This window comes from Vreelandella sp. EE27 (assembly GCF_968206495.1).
In genome coordinates this window covers 1,677,524-1,693,113 of sequence record NZ_OZ309109.1, presented here as the reverse complement: position 1 = coordinate 1,693,113, position 15,590 = coordinate 1,677,524, and the positions used below count along the sequence as shown (strand labels likewise).

Sequence of the window (15,590 nt, the reverse complement as noted above, 5' to 3'; positions counted from 1 at the left end):
GGAGTTTTTATGAATGCGGCCCCGCAACTGCGTAACAGCGCCGAGCTCGGCGAGCGGCTGCTGGTCATCTATACCGGCGGTACCATCGGCATGGAGCGCGGCGCCGCAGGTCTCGCCCCGGGCGGGGCCTTCGAGCAGCGTATGCACCGCGCCTTCGAGACGCTTCCGGTTTCAAAGCAGAGCGCGCTGCCGCCCTTCGACGTGCTAAGCCTGGCCACTTTGATCGACTCGAGCGCGGCCACCCCGCTTACCTGGCAGCAGCTGGCGACGCTGATCAGCGAGCGCTTCGGCACTTACAAAGGATTCGTGGTGCTGCACGGCACCGATACGCTAAGCTTCAGCGCGGCAAGCCTTGCCTACCAGCTACAGGGACTTGACCGGCCGGTGGTGCTTACCGGTGCCATGCAGCCACTCGAAGCGCCAGGCAGCGACGCGTTGGACAACCTTTACGGCGCGCTGCGCTTTGGGGCAAGCGATACGCTCAAAGAAGTCGCGATCTACTTCGCCGGTAAGCTTTTGCGGGGCGTGCGCGCCGTCAAGCAGCACAGCGAGGCGACGGGTGCCTTTGTGAGCCCGTGCTACCCGCTTCTGGGCGAGCGCGTGGACAGCGATTTCATCGTCTATCCGGGGCGCGGCCTCGGTGCGACCCAGCGCGGCGCGCCCCGCTTCGAACTGCCAGGCTATGCAGGCCAGGCCCAGGGGGAAGTGATCCGCCTGGCACTGTGGCCGGGTATCAGCGCCTGGCAGTTGGAAGCACTTTTGGGCGATACGCGCGTCAAGGGGGCTCTTTTGCAACTTTGGGGAGCGGGCAACTTGCCCGGTGACCCGGCGCTTTTGGAGGTGCTGGCAAAGGCCTGTGGCGAGGGCAAGCTGATCGCTGCCACCAGCGTGTGCCCAAAGGGCAGCGTGCGCTTTAGCACCTACGCGGCGGGGTCGGGTTTAAGCGAGGCCGGCGTGCTCAGCGGGGCGGACATGACGCCGGAAGCAGCACTGACCAAGCTGGTGCACCTGCTGGCCCAGCCACTGCCGGAAGAGGACCGCCGCCAACGCTTTTTGACCCCGCTGGTGGGCGAGCGCTAGGCCCTATGGCATCGCTAGACACTATGGCATCGCCAGGTACTATGACATCGCCGGGTATTCGGGCCATGTTGATGAAAAAACGTTCATGAACGTGGCTTGATGAACAAGGTTTGCTAGATTCAGTTACAAGCCGCTGCCGCCGGCTTCGATAAAAGCGGCCAATCGACGATCACCCAAGGAGAGCAACATCATGGAACAGCCCGTACACGAATTCAGCGATCTTTTCGAGCAGCTCGGCCTTGACTCGGATAGCGCCTCGATCGAGACGTTTATCAAGCAAAACGGTCCGCTGCCCGACACCATGCCGATTGCCGAAGCGCCCTGCTGGAACGAAGGTCAGGCGGCGTTTCTGCGCGAGGCGATTGCAGACGACGCCGACTGGGCGGAAGTGGTGGGCCATCTCGACGCCGCCATGCACCAGCCCGCCTGATTCGCCTTACCCCTGCCTGCGCGCCGCTTCCACGCGGCGCCTGTACCACGCCCCGATCAAGAGCAAAAGCGCCAGCGCCACGAGCGGCAGCAGTACATCGAACTGCAACGCGTTCTCCTCCTCGATCGCTTCGAGGGCGCCGTATATGGCGCTGCTGTAAACGCCCCATTTGACCGAAAGCCCAAGCGTTGCCGCCAAAAGATAAGGGCCCAGCGGCAGCCGGGTGAGGCCCGCGGCGTAATTGATCACCGAGTGTGGAAAGCCTGGCAGTATACGAAGCGCGCACTGGGTGAGCATGTCGCTGCGCTGCTCGAGGGTATGCATCACTTTTTCGGTGAGCCCACCGGGTTTGATGCGCTCATGAAACCGCGCGGCCAGCTGGTAGGCGCCCAACGCCCCTATCACGCTCCCCAGTGTCAGCATGGGGGTGGCCATCCACGGCGTATAAAAAGGCGCGATCAGCCAAAGGCCGATACTGCCGGGAAGGCCAATGGCGAGGGTAACCGCCATGGCCACAACGACGCTGACAATGACCGCCGGGTGGTGGGACATCCCGGCGGCCCAGCGCTTGAGTTCGGCTAAATCCGGCGAGTACCAGAGCCACACGTAGCCCACCATCATGAGCAGCGCAAAAAGTGTCACCCAGCGCCAGGAAAGGTGCCAGCGTCTAGCCATTGAGTCGCGCTTCGACGCGCTCGAGAATCTGCCGGCTGACCTTCCCCACCATGGGCCTGGCCGCCCGATTGACGGCTTTCTCCATCAGGCGGTTGCGGATATCGTAGGTGAGCGTGAGCGAGACGCGCGTGCCCTCGTCCACCGCTTCGAGCTGGTAGCGGCCCTGGTTTTTCACCCCGTCCAGGGACTCCCAGGCAAGCGTTCGGGGCGCGTCGATTTCGGTCACCTCCACGTCGAAGGCCCAATCCATGCCCACCGCGCGAACGTGCCAGCGGTAGCGGTTGTCGCCCAGGGTATCGATCGAGTGGATCATATCGGAGTAGTCGGCAAAATCTTCCACGCGTTTAAGCAGCTCGAACACCCGCTCGGGTGCGGCGTGGACAATCTCACTATGTTCTATGGTTGCCATGGGTGCATCTCTAAAGCTTGAACAATGAGCTTAACATGCCCAATTACGCGGACCCACAGGCCCACTTTTTACGCGACGGCCTTTTAACCAGACCCGTTAATCAGACCCGCGGCTAGCCAAGTGGCTGGCCAATGCGTAAACTGCGCAGCGTTCCGGACCGGACCCCGGACTCTAGCCTTCAAGGCACTCAATAAATTCTCCGGCCAGCGAGTATTAGCATGTCTGTCGATTCCTGTACACACTCCCCCGCCACCGTCGTGATCTACTCCGGCGGCATGGACTCCTTTACCGTACTGCACCGCGCTCTCAAAGAGGGCCTAAAGGTGCATGCGCTGTCCTTTGATTACGGCCAGCGCCACCGCCGCGAGCTCGACACCGCCCGCCAGGTGTGCGAAAAGCTCGGCGTTCCCCACCAGGTGGTGGATATACGCGCCATCCATGGGCTGATCGATAACTCCGCGTTGACGGATTCAAGCCAAACCATGCCCGACGCCGACTACGCCGAGGAGAATCTGCACGCCACCGTAGTGCCCAACCGCAATATGATTCTTCTTTCGCTTGCCATTGCCAAGGCGGTGAACATCGGCGCGGCGCGCGTGGATTACGGCGCCCACGGCGGCGATCACGTGCTCTACCCCGACTGCCGCCCGGAATTCGTCGATGCCATGCGCCACGTCGCCGCCATCGCCAATTTCGAGCCGATCGAGGTGAACGCGCCTTACCTAAGCGTCAGCAAGGCCGAAATTCTGCGCGAAGGCCTGGCCATGAACCTCGACTATCGCGACAGCTGGACGTGTTACGAAGGCCGCGAGCTTGCCTGTGGCAAGTGCGGCAGCTGCCGCGAGCGTTTGGCGGCGTTTGAAGCCAACGGGGTGACCGACCCGCTTCGCTATGAAAGCGCAAACGGTGGCACCACGGTGGGAGAAAGCGATGTATCACGTTAAAGAGGCGTTCTACACCCTGCAAGGCGAAGGCGCTCAGGCCGGCCGCGCCAGTGTCTTTTGCCGCTTTACCGGCTGCAACTTGTGGTCCGGGCGGGAAGTGGACCGGGCAAGCGCGCGCTGCACCTTCTGCGATACCGATTTTATCGGCACCGATGGCAACGGCGGTGGGCGCTTCGATGACGCCGAGGCGCTTGCCGCGCATATCGCCAGGCTGTGGCCCGAGGCTGGAAAAAACGCCGTGCCCTACGTGGTCTTTACCGGCGGCGAGCCGCTTTTGCAGCTCGACCCGGCATTGATCGAGGCGGTGAAAGCGAACGGCTTCGAAATCGGCGTGGAGACCAACGGCACCGTCAGCGTGCCCGAGGGCATCGACTGGCTGTGCGTCAGCCCCAAAGCGGGCAACGCCCTGAAAGCCCTGACCGGCGACGAGCTAAAGCTTGTGTACCCCCAGCCGGAGGCGGCACCGGAGCGCTTCGAGTCACTCGGCTTTACGCACTTTTTCTTACAGCCGATGGACCAGGGGGGCTCGCTTGACAACCAGGCGCGGATTCAAGCCACCACCGCCTACTGCATGGCGAACCCCCAGTGGCGGCTTTCGCTTCAGACTCACAAAATCGCAGGGTTCGAATAATGGCGCTGTTTGTCGATCAATTAAGCCATATCGATGTATCGGTATGGTGCCCCGAAAAAGGCCTGACCGGCTGCAGCTGGCAGGTAGATGCGGTGTTGGACGGTGAGCTTGGCGAAGACGGCATGCTGTTCGATTTCGGCAAGGTCAAACCCTTCATCAAGAAGACGCTGGACTCAGGCGTCGACCACACCCTGCTGGTGCCGACCAGGGCACCGGGGGTTAGCGTTAGCCGCTGCGAGGAAGGGCTTTGTGTTCGCGCCACTACACCCTACCCGTTTGAGGTGCGCGGCCCGGCAAGTGCGTTTACGTTGCTCGAGACCGAGGAAGTGGCCCTTGACGCGCTGACCGAATCGCTAAGCCAGGCGCTTACCCAAAGCTGCCCGGAAAACGTCGCCCGGGTTGCCCTCACGCTGACCAATGAAGTGATCGACGGCGCGGCCTACGGCTATAGCCACGGCCTCAAGCGCCACGACGGCAACTGCCAGCGCATCGCTCACGGCCACCGCTCAAGGGTTGCGGTATTTCAGCACGGCGAACGCCAGCAGGAACTCGAGCGGCAGTGGGCGGCGTGGCTCGACCAGCGCTACCTGCTCGAGCGCGCCGATATCGCCTGGCAGGATGATAAAACCCTCGAATGCCGCTACGTAGCCGGTGAAGGCGCGTTCAGCATCACGTTGCCGGTGAGCCGTTGTGCGGTGCTGCCCTATCCCACCACGGTCGAGAACATCGCCCGCTGGCTCGCCGCCGAGATCGCCCGGGAGACCGGCGAGCCCACCCGGGTTCACGCTTTCGAAGGGTTCAACAAGGGCGCCACGGCCGCCGAGGGCGTTTGAGCGATGGCGGCGCTGATTGCCAGGGAGCAGGCCGACAAGATCAACGGCGGCTGCCGTGCCGGGTGCGGGGCGTGCTGTATCGCGCCCTCCATTAGCTCGCCCATCCCGGGCATGCCCAAGGGCAAACCCGCGGGCGAGCGCTGCGTGCAGTTGGATAACGACAACCTGTGCAAACTGTTCCAGGACCCCCGCAGGCCCAACGTTTGCGCGCGGTTCGTCTTCGACAGCGACGTATGTGGCAGCCACCGCGACGAAGCGCTCGCCACGCTTTCATGGCTCGAGGCGAGCACCTGAGGCCAGGCCGGCGCTAGCTTTCTATGCCGGCAGGCTGCGGTAAACGCCGCTCCAATAGATTCACCCAGCGCACCAGTATCGGCGCATCGCTATGGCTCACGTTTGAAAGCCGCTCACGGAAGAGCTCCCGGGTTTTTTTATCCTCCGGCGCAATATGCGTTAGCCAAAACTCGAGCGCGGCCAGTTCGTGATGCCGGTTACCCTGCTCGCGGGCATGGTCGATAGCGAGCTCCGCCAGCGGCCTTACCTCGCTCAATGGACGCCCCTGGAGGTGGCGCACCCGCGCCAGCTGAGTGGCAATTTCGGGAAGAAACAGCGTGCGCCGCTCCCTGGCAATCACCAGGCATTGATCCAGGTACTCTTCGGCGGCGCCTAGCTCGCCAAGTTCGATACATGCATCCGCGTACCAGAGCACCGGCCGCTGAAAGCGGTCGCGCCCGTTGAGCTCGGCCATCTGATCCAGACTTTCCTTGAGCTTCACAAGCCCCGCCGGGTCGCCGCTTAGCGCCTGTTGCCACCCCAACACGCCCTGAGCGGATATCTGCCAAAGCTGCAGGTCTGGCGTTGCGGTCATCGCCGCGGCGCGTTCGGCGTGGCGGGCGGCCAGGTGAATGTGACCCAGCTGGCGGTAAAGCGCGGTGGCGAACATCAGCGCCATGGCAAGCGTGCCCGGGTGGCCGATTTTTTCCGCCAGGCGAATCGCCGCAGCGATATGGCGCTCGGCGCGCTGGTAGTCGCCGCGCAAACAAAGCGCCCAGCCCTGAAAACTCGCCGCGCTCACCTGGGGGTGGTCCGAGAACGGCAGCCACTCGATCATCATCGAGGCATTGAGCGGGTCGATTTCGTTTAGGTGATCGAACGCCTGAGCAATGCGCCCGGCCCAGTACTCACACTGGGCCCCGGCGGAGTCGGCAAGCCGTGCGTAGCGCGGGTCCTCGAGGCGCCTGGCGATATCGGAAAGCGTCGCGGCCAGCGCAAAGGCATCGGCGTGGGCGTAGCGTTGGCTACGGCTCAGCCAAAGCCCCCACTTCACCAAAAAGATCTGCTCGAGGTCTTCCGGGTCTTCCGGGGTGTCGTCGCCGTTGGTGCGCAAAAGCTCCCGGGCGCTCACGAAGCACTCGTGGGCGATGGGCGAGCCGTGCCCTTCCAGGGCGAAGGCGGCCTGACCCTTGACGGTCAGAAGACTCACCTCGCGCTCGGCGCGATCCTCGACATGCTTCAAACAGCCAAGCCCGAAGTCGGCCATCTGCAGCGCGGTGCGGTTGGCGCTGACCTTGAGCGCCTCCCGGGCGGCAAGCTCGAAGTAGCGGGCGGCGCGGGCGTGGTGACCGCTGCGGCGCAGATGCGTGGCAAAGTCGCCGGGCCGGCGGCTGATCCACATCGGGAAGCGCTCTTCGATCAACGTCACGACCTGCTGGTGAAGCGCGGTGCGCACGTCTTTCGGGCAGGAAAGGTACGCCGCTTCGTGCAGCAGCTGGTGGCTGAACTGATAGTCGGCCTCGACGCCGGAGGATTCGACTGGCTCGATGATCTCGAGCTGGCGCATGTGCTCGAGCGCCTTGAGAAGCCGCCCTTTGTCGACCTGACTACTCTCGATGAGCATGTCGACCTGAAACCGCCGCCCGAGTACCGCCGCCACGTGGGCGATCTCGCGGTCGCGCTCCAGCTGGTCGATCCGACTGGCCAACAGCCCAAGCAACCCCTTGGGCAGCTCGTTGAACTGTACGCTGCGCCCTTCACGACGGTCCATGTCGAGCCGCCTGCAGATCTCCTGCAGGTAAAGGGGTACGCCGTCGCAGCGCTCGACGATCTGGTTGCGAAGCCGCGGGCTTAGCTGAATCTGATAGCGTTTGGCCAGCTGGGCCAAGAGTCGCCCGGCCTGGCCCGCATCGAGCTTGCCGAGCATGATCTGCTGATCCCAGTGCAGCTTGACCGGCAGCGGCTCACGCCCGTGGTGGCTTGCCACCAGCATGAAGGCGGTGTTGATGGCCAGCCGCGCCTGCAGTCCGCTGAGCACCTTGAAGGACGGCTCGTCCAGCCACTGCAGGTCGTCGATCATCAAAAGCAGCGTGCGCCGCTGCGCCTCGCGCTCGATCAGGCAGTGCAAGAGTCTGGCGACCAGCTCCACGGCTTCGCCGTTTTGGGTGAGCTGAGCGGTGTCTTCGATCTCGCGCACCCCCAGCGCCTGTTCGAGCAGTTCTTGGCGTTCGCTGCCAAGCTCGGTAAACGAAAGCGCCTGTTGAAGCGTATGCAGCGACTCGAGCGTAGGCGGCTGCTGGTCGTGCCAGGCAAGCAACTGGCGGGCCACGCCGTAGGGCTCGAGCACCGAAAGTCGCGTGGTGGGCAGCCAGCACACCGCCGTGTCGCGGCTTAGCTCGAGCTGACGAAAGCCGACCATCAGGGCGGACTTGCCCATCCCGGTACCGCCGCGTACCAGTACGCTTTGTCTCAGCCCGATTCCCGCCCGGGCCTGGGCGTCGCGCAGCGTGCGCAGCGCGGTTTCGCGACCGATCAAACTGGGCGGCATGGCATCGCGCCCCCCTTCGTTCTGGCCCAGCACCAGCGCGCGCAGGCGCACCCGGCCATCGCTTGCCACCAGCCGCGACGAGAGGCGTGGCTGCAGGTCGAGCGCCGGCGGCATGTGCTGGCTCGCCTGCTGGGAGATCACAAGTTCGCTCCCTTCGGCAGCGCCCATGAGCTCCAGCGAAAGTTGCGTTACCTGGCCAAGCGGGTCCGCCAGTTGGCGCTCGGGCAGGTAAACCACCTGGCCGCTATTGAGCCCCGCGGTGAGCTCGAAAACCGGCGGCTCTTGATCGATACTCCAGCGCCGTGAAATTTCCTGGGGCAGCGCCTTGCGGCAGTGCTCGTACAGCGCGACCAGCTCGGCCAGTTGGTGGGCAGGCCCGTGGGTTCCAAAGCAGGCAAGCCCCAGCCCGCCGGTGGCGCCGGGTAGCCAGAAACCGCCCAGGTGGTGGCACTGCTGCTCCAGCCAACGCAAAAGCTCCAACTGCAGATTCAGGCAGTGGCGCATAGTCCCCCGCTCCTGCCAGTCGCCTTTCAGGGTCAGCCGGATCGCCATGACCGAAAGCTGGCGAAGCTCGATTTCGTCCTCACGCAGCGGCTTGCTGTCCGCCGCCAGCGCCCGCGAGTAGGCCCCCTGAGGAGTCACCACCGGCGTGTCGTGCTGACCATCGGACCAGTAACTTGCCAGTTGCAAAAAACCGGGCTCGGGCTGCTGGCCCGAGAGCGCTAAAAGCTGCAGGTAGCTTTGGTACTGTTCGTGGGCGGCGGCCATCTGGTTCTTTTCCGCCAACTGGCGCACCAGTCGCTCATGAAACGGCCCGTAGCCGGAAAAGCTGCTGACCAGCTCCTCGATGACCGTGTCGGGCACTTCCTTTTGGGCGTTGAGCACCTGCTCGGCAAAGCGGATGACCCGCTGGCGCCACTCGTTGCGTACCTGCACCAGCCAGCGCTGAAATTCGCTACAGTTGGTCAGCTGGAGTTCCTCGACCAGGTCGCCCTGGTAGCAGGCCAGCACCGCCTCCAGGGTTTCCAGGTTCTGGGGGCCTTCGATTAACGCCTGTAGTTCGTGAAGGTCCACCTGCCAATGCGCGGGCAGGTTGAAGGCGATGGTTTGGCGGGAGACGTTGAGAACCGTGTCGGCGCTACTGCCCAGCGACTGGCGCAGGCAGTGCAGAGCGTGGCGCAGGTTGGTGCGCCCGGACGAGAGCCCCTGGTCCGGCCATAGAAGCTCGGCAAGGGCGGCACGATTGACCGGCTGGCGATGCAGCAACAGATAAACCAGCAGGGCTTTGACTTTGTCGTAGCTGAAATGCGTCAGCACGACCTCTTCGAGAGTAAGGGAGAAGTGGCCAAAAAGGGTTAGCTTGTCGATCTGCTTGGCATCGCGCATGAGACACATCCTACCTGGACGGGTGCTCGACTCAGGCCGGCACACCGCTATGAAAACGAAACGCTGTATCGGGTGAAGTAATCAACTCGGCTTCACACGCTACAAAAAAGGCGATGCGGTCGTCGATCGCATCGGAAGTTTGCTGTCGGGCCAGCAGCAGGTAGTCCTCGAAATGGCGCCCTTCCGACTTCACGAGCGTACGGTAAAACCGAGCGAGCTCTTCATCGAGATAGGGAATCAAGCGAGCGAAGCGTTCACAGCTGCGCGCCTCGATCAGCGCGCCGATGATCAGGATGTCGATCAGCCGCTCGGGGTCGTTGCTGCGCAGGTGTTGTCTAAGCCCCTCGGCGTAGCGCGAGGCGCTCAGGTGCGTATAAGCCACGCCGCGGCGCTCCATCAAGGCGACCACCTGCTCGAAATGCAGAAGCTCCTCGCGGGCCAGCTGCGACATCTTGCTAAGCAGCAGCGGCTGGTCGACGTAGCGATAAAGCAAATTCATCGCCGTCGAGGCGGCCTTTTTTTCACACTGCGCGTGGTCGATCAAAAGCGTTTGCGGGTTGGCCAGCGCCCAGCCAAGCCAGGCATCTGGCGTTTGACAGGCCAAAAACGCGTTGAGACTGGGGGGAAGCAGATCCTCCGCGCCAAGGGAATGATCTGCAGGATTCAATACGGCTAACTCTATCGACATATACGGTTACCAAGCGCCTTTATTCATTGATGACACGCCAAAAACCTGGCGCTGCTCCCGTTATACTGGGCTCACTGACCCTTAAGGCACTATAACACGCGTTTTGACGCCCTCATGGTGAAGCGCGGGGCCGCGTGTTCGAGCGTTCAACCCCGGCGTGTGGGCTTGTGATACTTAAGCCTATAACACCCCTGTTATTTAATGGTCTATGGCAGGGTGATTGCAAACGGCTTTTTATGCGAGGGCTTGCAGGCCTTCTTTTCTCTGCGCCTCGCTCAGTTTAAACGAACGTTTGCCACGTTGAGTAGGGCCATCGAATGCAAACTCCCCGCCGTCGTCTTAACATTGTCGACAGTTTCCCGTAGAATCCACGCCATCCACCAGACGCTGTTTGTCAAGCGTATGTCACGTGTCATGGCGCATACTCGATACCGTGTGGGTATGCGACCGGCACCATTAAGAAGATGAGAGGGCCCCAACGTGCTTGAAGCTTACCGCCAACATGTCGAGGAACGCGCCGCCGATGGCGTACCACCCAAGCCCCTGAACGCCGAGCAGACCGCGGCTTTAATCGAGCTTTTGAAAAACCCGCCGGCCGGTGAAGAGCAGAACGTACTCGAGCTTCTCACCCACCGCATTCCGCCCGGTGTCGACGAAGCCGCCTACGTCAAGGCCGGCTTTTTGACCGCGATCGCCAAGGGCGAGGCAAGCTCTCCTCTGGTCGATAAGATTCACGCCGTCAAGCTTTTGGGCACGATGCAGGGTGGCTATAACATCGTCTCGCTGGTCGAGCTTCTCGACAACGACGAGCTGGCCAAAGAGGCCGGCGAGCAGCTCAAGCACACCATTTTGATGTTCGACGCTTTTCACGACGTCGAAGAGCGCGCCAAAAACGGCAACGCCGTCGCCAAGGATGTCATCGCGTCCTGGGCCGAGGCGGAGTGGTTCCTCTCCAAGCCTGCGCTCGAAGAAAAAATTACCCTGACCGTATTCAAGGTACCCGGCGAAACCAACACCGACGACCTCTCCCCGGCGCCGGATGCCTGGTCACGCCCGGACATTCCGCTGCACGCCAACGCCATGCTCAAAAACGAGCGTGACGGCATTCACCCGGAAGTCCCGGGCTCGCGTGGGCCGCTCGACCAGATCAACGAGATCAAGGACAAAGGCTACCCCGTGGCCTACGTTGGCGATGTGGTCGGTACCGGCTCCTCGCGCAAGTCCGCCACCAACTCGGTGCTATGGTTCTTCGGCGACGACATTCCGTTCGTGCCCAACAAGCGTGCCGGCGGGTTCTGCTTTGGCGGCAAGATCGCCCCGATCTTCTTCAACACCATGGAAGACTCCGGCGCGCTGCCCGTCGAAATGGACGTCGACAAGCTCCAGATGGGCGACGTCATCGACGTCTACCCGTATGAAGGTAAAGTCTGCAAGCACGGCACCGATGAGGTGCTCACCACCTTCGAGCTCAAGACCCAGCTGATTTTGGATGAGGTGCGCGCCGGTGGCCGTATTCCGCTGATCATCGGGCGGGGCCTGACCGGTAAGGCGCGGGAATCGCTCGGTCTGGAAGCCTCCGACGTTTTCCGCCTCTCCGAGCAGCCCAGGGATACCGGCAAAGGCTTTACCCTTGCCCAGAAGATGGTCGGCAAGGCCTGCGATCTTCCCGGCGTGCGCCCGGGCATGTACTGCGAGCCGAAGATGACCACCGTGGGCTCCCAGGACACCACCGGCCCGATGACCCGCGATGAGCTCAAGGATCTGGCGTGCCTGGGGTTCCAGGCCGATCTGGTCATGCAGTCGTTTTGTCACACCTCGGCCTACCCCAAGCCCGTGGACGTCGATACACACCACACCCTGCCCGATTTCATCATGAACCGGGGCGGCGTTTCACTGCGCCCGGGCGACGGCATCATTCACAGCTGGCTCAACCGCATGTTGCTGCCGGATACGGTCGGCACCGGCGGTGACTCCCACACCCGCTTCCCGATGGGCATCTCCTTCCCCGCGGGCTCGGGTCTGGTGGCGTTTGCCGCCGCCACTGGCGTCATGCCGCTGGATATGCCGGAATCCGTGCTGGTGCGCTTTAAAGGCAAGCGCCAGCCAGGTGTCACGCTTCGCGACCTGGTGCACGCCATTCCGCTTTACGGTATCAAACAGGGTCTTCTGACCGTGGCCAAGTCCGGCAAGAAGAATGCGTTCTCCGGCCGCGTACTCGAAATCGAGGGCCTCGAGGATTTGACCGTCGAGCAGGCGTTCGAGCTTTCCGACGCCTCCGCCGAGCGTAGTGCGGCGGGCTGTACCATCACGCTATCCGAAGAGAGCGTGACCGAGTACCTGAAGTCCAACATCACCCTTTTGAAGTGGATGATGGCCAACGGCTACGGCGACGAGCGTACCATCAGCCGGCGTATCGAAGGCATGGAAGCCTGGCTTGCCAACCCGAGCCTGATGCGCGCCGACCAGGACGCCGAGTACGCCGAAGTCATCGAAATCGACCTCGACGAGATCAAGGAGCCGGTTCTCTGCGCGCCCAACGACCCGGACGACGCGCGGCTTCTTTCCGATGTCGCCGGTGAAAAAATCGACGAGGTGTTTATCGGCTCGTGCATGACCAACATCGGTCATTTCCGCGCGGCGGGTAAACTGCTCGAAAAACAGCCTGCGGGCAGCCTGAAGACCCGCCTGTGGCTGGCGCCACCGACCAAGATGGACCAGCACCAGTTGACCGAAGAAGGCTATTACGGCATTTACGGTCGCGCAGGTGCCCGCATGGAAATGCCGGGATGTTCACTGTGTATGGGTAACCAGGCCCGCGTGGAAGCGAAAAGCACCGTGGTGTCTACGTCTACACGTAACTTCCCGAACCGCTTGGGCGATGGTGCCAACGTGTACCTGGCCTCGGCGGAGCTGGCGGCGGTGGCCGCCGTCGAAGGCCGCCTGCCAAGCGTTGAAGAGTATCAGCGCTACATGGCCGAATTTGACGCCATGGCCGGCGAGATCTATCGTTACATGAACTTCCACGAAATCGAGGAGTATCAGAAGATTGCCTCGAACGTGATTCCGGTTGCCCAGGAAGCTTAAGCCGCTTTTGGCAACCACCCCATCGCCGATGCTCGCACCATCGCAGGGCGGTCAATTATTTGCCGCCCTGAGCCGATGACCGAACGCCCCGCTCCTCTTACGAGGGCGGGGCGTTTTTTATGCTCACCCTCCTCCATTCAAGGAACACTTTATGCCAACCACCGCTGCACCTGCTTTAAACATCGTGACCCCGGACCTTTGCGATGCCAACCCCCAGGTGGCCGTTCTCGATCCGCTCTTCGTCAATATGGGCGGTGTCGACGCCTTTTACGGGCGGGTGCGTACGATCAAATGCTTCGAGGATAATTCCAGGGTAAAAGAGGCGGTTGCCGAGCCCGGCGAAGGCGCGGTACTGGTGGTCGATGCCGGTGGCTCCTACCGCTGCGCCATGCTGGGCGACATGCTAGCCGAGCAGGCCGTCAAAAACGGCTGGGCCGGCGTTGTGATGTTCGGCTGCGTGCGCGATGTGGATATTCTGGCGACGCTTTCGCTCGGCGTTCAGGCGCTGGGCAGCCATCCTCGCAAAAGCGAGAAAAACGGCGAAGGCCAGCGCGATATCCCGGTCACCTTTGCCGGTACCACCCTCCAGCCCGGCCAGTGGCTCTACGCCGATAACAACGGTATTATCGTGTCCGACGCTGCCCTGGCCCTCTCTTAGGCCGATTGTCCGGCGCGAGTCAAACGCCGCGCCTGCACTCACTTCAAAAGCTCCTTTTTTATGCCGCCGCTGACCACCCTGGGCCACGCCCTCTATCGAACGCTGAAAGACCACCTAAGACCGCTGATCGCTTATCACCTGATCTATACGCTGCTGGCGTCGGCGCTGGTGCTGCCCGCCATTGGCTGGGTGTCGCAAACCCTGCTTTCAGCGCTCAACCGCACGGTCATCACGACCGAGGCACTGGTCGCGCTGCTTTTTAGCCCGCTTGGTTTGTTAACCCTGTTGGTGGGGCTCTGGTTCGCCTTTTTGCTGATTTACTGGCAGCAGGCCGGCATGCTGCTGGTCGCCACCCGGGCCCGGGAAAACCACTACCGCCTCGCTTTTGAAGCGCTCTGGCTGAGTACCCGGCGTCTGCCGGCCCTTGCCGGGCTGGTCATCGTTCAGGTCAGCGCCCACCTGTTACTGCTCGCCCCCTTCATGCTTGGGCTTACCTGGCTATTCGATCTCTTTCTCAGCGATCTGGATCTCTACTACCTGCAGCGCGTTCGCCCGCCGGTGCTTTGGTACTTCATTGCCTGCGCGCTGCCGTTGGTCTTGATATGGGCGAGCCTGGCGGCCTGGCTCTATCTTCGCTGGATGCTCGCCCTACCGCTGGTGGCCGTCGAGCAGCGCTCGCCGCTGGCCGCGCTTAGGCAGAGCGTGCCGCTCACCCGGGGCGGGCGGCGCTCGATCGGCGCGGCGGTACTGATACTGCTGGTGCTGATCGTGGCGCTTCCGGTGCTCGTCACCTTACTTTTCGATTTGATCGTCACGCCGCTTTTGTGGTGGCTGCCCGAGCGAAGCGCCGTACTGATCCCGGCGATGCTTGCCTATCTCACCGGCTACGTGCTGATCACCTTGACCATTACCTTTCTCGGTATTGCCGCCAATGCCCTGCTTTCGGCGTGCCTCTACCTTCAGTTGGCCTGCCGCGAACCCCACCCGGCGCCCAGGGTAGCCAACGCAAACCCCGGCCGTTTGGCCTGGGCGGTCGAGGCCTTCGTACTGGTATTTGCCGCGCTACAAGCCTGGTGGATTCTCAACAGTTTCGAGCTGCGCGATAACGTGGCGGTAATCGCCCACCGGGGAAGCTCCATGGTCGCGCCGGAAAACACTCTGGCCGCCGTGCGTCAGGCGCTCGAGGACCGGGCGGATTTCGTGGAGCTCGACGTGCGACTAAGCGCTGATGATGCGGTGCTTCTGTACCACGACCGGAGCCTGACACGGCTGACCGGCGACCCCCGGGATTTCAATGATCTGACCCGCGAAGAGCTAAGCGGCTTCGACGTGGGCAGCTGGTTCGGCGACGCCTTCGTCAACGAGCCCATCGCCGGGCTCGATGAAACGCTGGCGCTGGTGCGTGGCAAGGCGGGGCTGATGATCGACATGAAAGCGTTGCCCCGGGACGAGCAGCGTCTGGCCCAGGCCGTGTTGGATGCCCTCGATGCGGAGTCGGACATTCGCTACCGCTGCTGGGCGACCCAGCCAAGCGCCCTCGATGGCATGAGCGAATGCGGCTTTCCCCACGCGCAGATGGATATGCGCGTCGCCACCACGACGCCGGGCATCGTCACCTTCATCAAGGAGCAGGCGCCGGCGCTTCGTGTGACGCTGCTGGCTCAGCTGATTTTGCCGGGCACGCTCGACCGGCGCAGCTTCGACGCGCTGGGCCTTCGCCATAACCGCATCACCCAGCACGAGATCGAACTCGCCGGGCGCTACGGCTACGAGATACACGCATGGACGGTCAATGACCGCGCGCGGATGTCGACCCTGATCGATCTAGGCGTGGATGCGATCATTACCGACTACCCGGACCGGCTGAGCATGCTAATAGAAGACCGCCATGCCTTGAGCGATGGCGGTCTGATACTGGTGAAACTGCGCAACTGGCTGCGCGAGTAGCATG

At 62.5% G+C, this 15,590-nt stretch carries 13 protein-coding genes; 9 read left to right on the top strand and 4 right to left on the bottom strand.

Features of this window, described 5'->3' with window-relative positions; genetic code table 11:
• The first annotated feature begins 9 nt into the window (after positions 1–9).
• Both ACWHVV_RS08185 and ACWHVV_RS08180 read left to right on the top strand, forming a co-directional pair.
• Entirely contained in the window at positions 10–1,080 is a 1,071-nt protein-coding gene (locus ACWHVV_RS08185) for an asparaginase (RefSeq protein WP_447928890.1), read from the top strand.
• A gap of 190 nt (positions 1,081–1,270) precedes the next feature.
• Positions 1,271–1,510, top strand: coding sequence for a DUF2789 domain-containing protein (locus ACWHVV_RS08180; RefSeq protein WP_447928889.1), 240 nt, complete (start codon positions 1,271–1,273; stop codon positions 1,508–1,510).
• Between the two features lie 6 nt (positions 1,511–1,516).
• Here ACWHVV_RS08180 and ACWHVV_RS08175 read toward each other — a convergent pair whose 3' ends face one another.
• Both ACWHVV_RS08175 and ACWHVV_RS08170 read right to left on the bottom strand, forming a co-directional pair.
• Positions 1,517–2,185 carry a TVP38/TMEM64 family protein gene (locus ACWHVV_RS08175; protein WP_447928888.1) on the bottom strand — a complete coding sequence of 223 codons (669 nt, stop codon included), beginning with the start codon at positions 2,183–2,185 and terminating at the stop codon, positions 1,517–1,519.
• Positions 2,178–2,594: an SRPBCC family protein gene (locus ACWHVV_RS08170; protein WP_447528607.1), complete on the bottom strand. Its 417-nt coding sequence runs from the start codon at positions 2,592–2,594 to the stop codon at positions 2,178–2,180. Before ACWHVV_RS08170 ends, ACWHVV_RS08175 begins: the two co-directional genes overlap by 8 nt.
• A gap of 218 nt (positions 2,595–2,812) precedes the next feature.
• Here ACWHVV_RS08170 and queC point away from each other — a divergent pair, with 218 nt between their 5' ends.
• From queC to ACWHVV_RS08150, 4 genes are read left to right on the top strand one after another with little or no spacing between them, the layout of a single operon-like run.
• On the top strand, positions 2,813–3,538 hold the full coding sequence (queC, locus tag ACWHVV_RS08165) for a 7-cyano-7-deazaguanine synthase QueC (protein ID WP_447928887.1): 726 nt from the start codon (positions 2,813–2,815) through the stop codon (positions 3,536–3,538).
• A complete protein-coding gene (gene queE, locus ACWHVV_RS08160; protein WP_447928886.1) occupies positions 3,525–4,169 on the top strand; it encodes a 7-carboxy-7-deazaguanine synthase in 645 nt (214 codons plus the stop codon). The genes queC and queE overlap by 14 nt, the downstream gene beginning before the upstream one ends.
• Complete coding sequence (locus ACWHVV_RS08155) at positions 4,169–5,002, top strand: 6-carboxytetrahydropterin synthase (protein WP_447928885.1); 834 nt, start codon at positions 4,169–4,171, stop codon at positions 5,000–5,002. Before queE ends, ACWHVV_RS08155 begins: the two co-directional genes overlap by 1 nt.
• Positions 5,003–5,005: 3 nt before the next feature.
• Complete coding sequence (locus ACWHVV_RS08150; protein ID WP_447928884.1) at positions 5,006–5,296, top strand: YkgJ family cysteine cluster protein; 291 nt, start codon at positions 5,006–5,008, stop codon at positions 5,294–5,296.
• A gap of 13 nt (positions 5,297–5,309) precedes the next feature.
• Here ACWHVV_RS08150 and ACWHVV_RS08145 read toward each other — a convergent pair whose 3' ends face one another.
• Positions 5,310–9,209 carry an AAA family ATPase gene (locus ACWHVV_RS08145; RefSeq protein ID WP_447928883.1) on the bottom strand — a complete coding sequence of 1,300 codons (3,900 nt, stop codon included), beginning with the start codon at positions 9,207–9,209 and terminating at the stop codon, positions 5,310–5,312.
• 31 nt (positions 9,210–9,240) lie between these two features.
• On the bottom strand, positions 9,241–9,897 hold the full coding sequence (gene miaE / locus ACWHVV_RS08140; protein ID WP_447928882.1) for a tRNA isopentenyl-2-thiomethyl-A-37 hydroxylase MiaE: 657 nt from the start codon (positions 9,895–9,897) through the stop codon (positions 9,241–9,243).
• 480 nt (positions 9,898–10,377) lie between these two features.
• Between miaE and acnB the strand changes: the two genes are divergently transcribed.
• The 3 genes from acnB to ACWHVV_RS08125 all read left to right on the top strand — a co-directional run bounded on the left by acnB (position 10,378) and on the right by ACWHVV_RS08125 (position 15,586).
• Positions 10,378–12,981, top strand: coding sequence for a bifunctional aconitate hydratase 2/2-methylisocitrate dehydratase (acnB, locus tag ACWHVV_RS08135; protein ID WP_447928881.1), 2,604 nt, complete (start codon positions 10,378–10,380; stop codon positions 12,979–12,981).
• Between the two features lie 151 nt (positions 12,982–13,132).
• Positions 13,133–13,639: a ribonuclease E activity regulator RraA gene (gene rraA, locus ACWHVV_RS08130; protein WP_447928880.1), complete on the top strand. Its 507-nt coding sequence runs from the start codon at positions 13,133–13,135 to the stop codon at positions 13,637–13,639.
• Positions 13,640–13,699: 60 nt separating this feature from the next.
• Complete coding sequence (locus ACWHVV_RS08125) at positions 13,700–15,586, top strand: glycerophosphodiester phosphodiesterase family protein (protein WP_447928879.1); 1,887 nt, start codon at positions 13,700–13,702, stop codon at positions 15,584–15,586.
• Positions 15,587–15,590: the final 4 nt, after the last annotated feature.

Coding starts and splice junctions, on each gene's coding strand:
- ACWHVV_RS08170 (WP_447528607.1), bottom strand. CDS start 2,594: ATGGCAACCATAGAACATAGTGAGATTGTCCACGCCGCACCCGAGCGG.
- ACWHVV_RS08155 (WP_447928885.1), top strand. CDS start 4,169: ATGGCGCTGTTTGTCGATCAATTAAGCCATATCGATGTATCGGTATGG.
- ACWHVV_RS08125 (WP_447928879.1), top strand. CDS start 13,700: ATGCCGCCGCTGACCACCCTGGGCCACGCCCTCTATCGAACGCTGAAA.
- queC (WP_447928887.1), top strand. CDS start 2,813: ATGTCTGTCGATTCCTGTACACACTCCCCCGCCACCGTCGTGATCTAC.
- ACWHVV_RS08185 (WP_447928890.1), top strand. CDS start 10: ATGAATGCGGCCCCGCAACTGCGTAACAGCGCCGAGCTCGGCGAGCGG.
- rraA (WP_447928880.1), top strand. CDS start 13,133: ATGCCAACCACCGCTGCACCTGCTTTAAACATCGTGACCCCGGACCTT.
- ACWHVV_RS08175 (WP_447928888.1), bottom strand. CDS start 2,185: ATGGCTAGACGCTGGCACCTTTCCTGGCGCTGGGTGACACTTTTTGCG.
- queE (WP_447928886.1), top strand. CDS start 3,525: ATGTATCACGTTAAAGAGGCGTTCTACACCCTGCAAGGCGAAGGCGCT.
- ACWHVV_RS08180 (WP_447928889.1), top strand. CDS start 1,271: ATGGAACAGCCCGTACACGAATTCAGCGATCTTTTCGAGCAGCTCGGC.
- miaE (WP_447928882.1), bottom strand. CDS start 9,897: ATGTCGATAGAGTTAGCCGTATTGAATCCTGCAGATCATTCCCTTGGC.
- ACWHVV_RS08145 (WP_447928883.1), bottom strand. CDS start 9,209: ATGCGCGATGCCAAGCAGATCGACAAGCTAACCCTTTTTGGCCACTTC.
- ACWHVV_RS08150 (WP_447928884.1), top strand. CDS start 5,006: ATGGCGGCGCTGATTGCCAGGGAGCAGGCCGACAAGATCAACGGCGGC.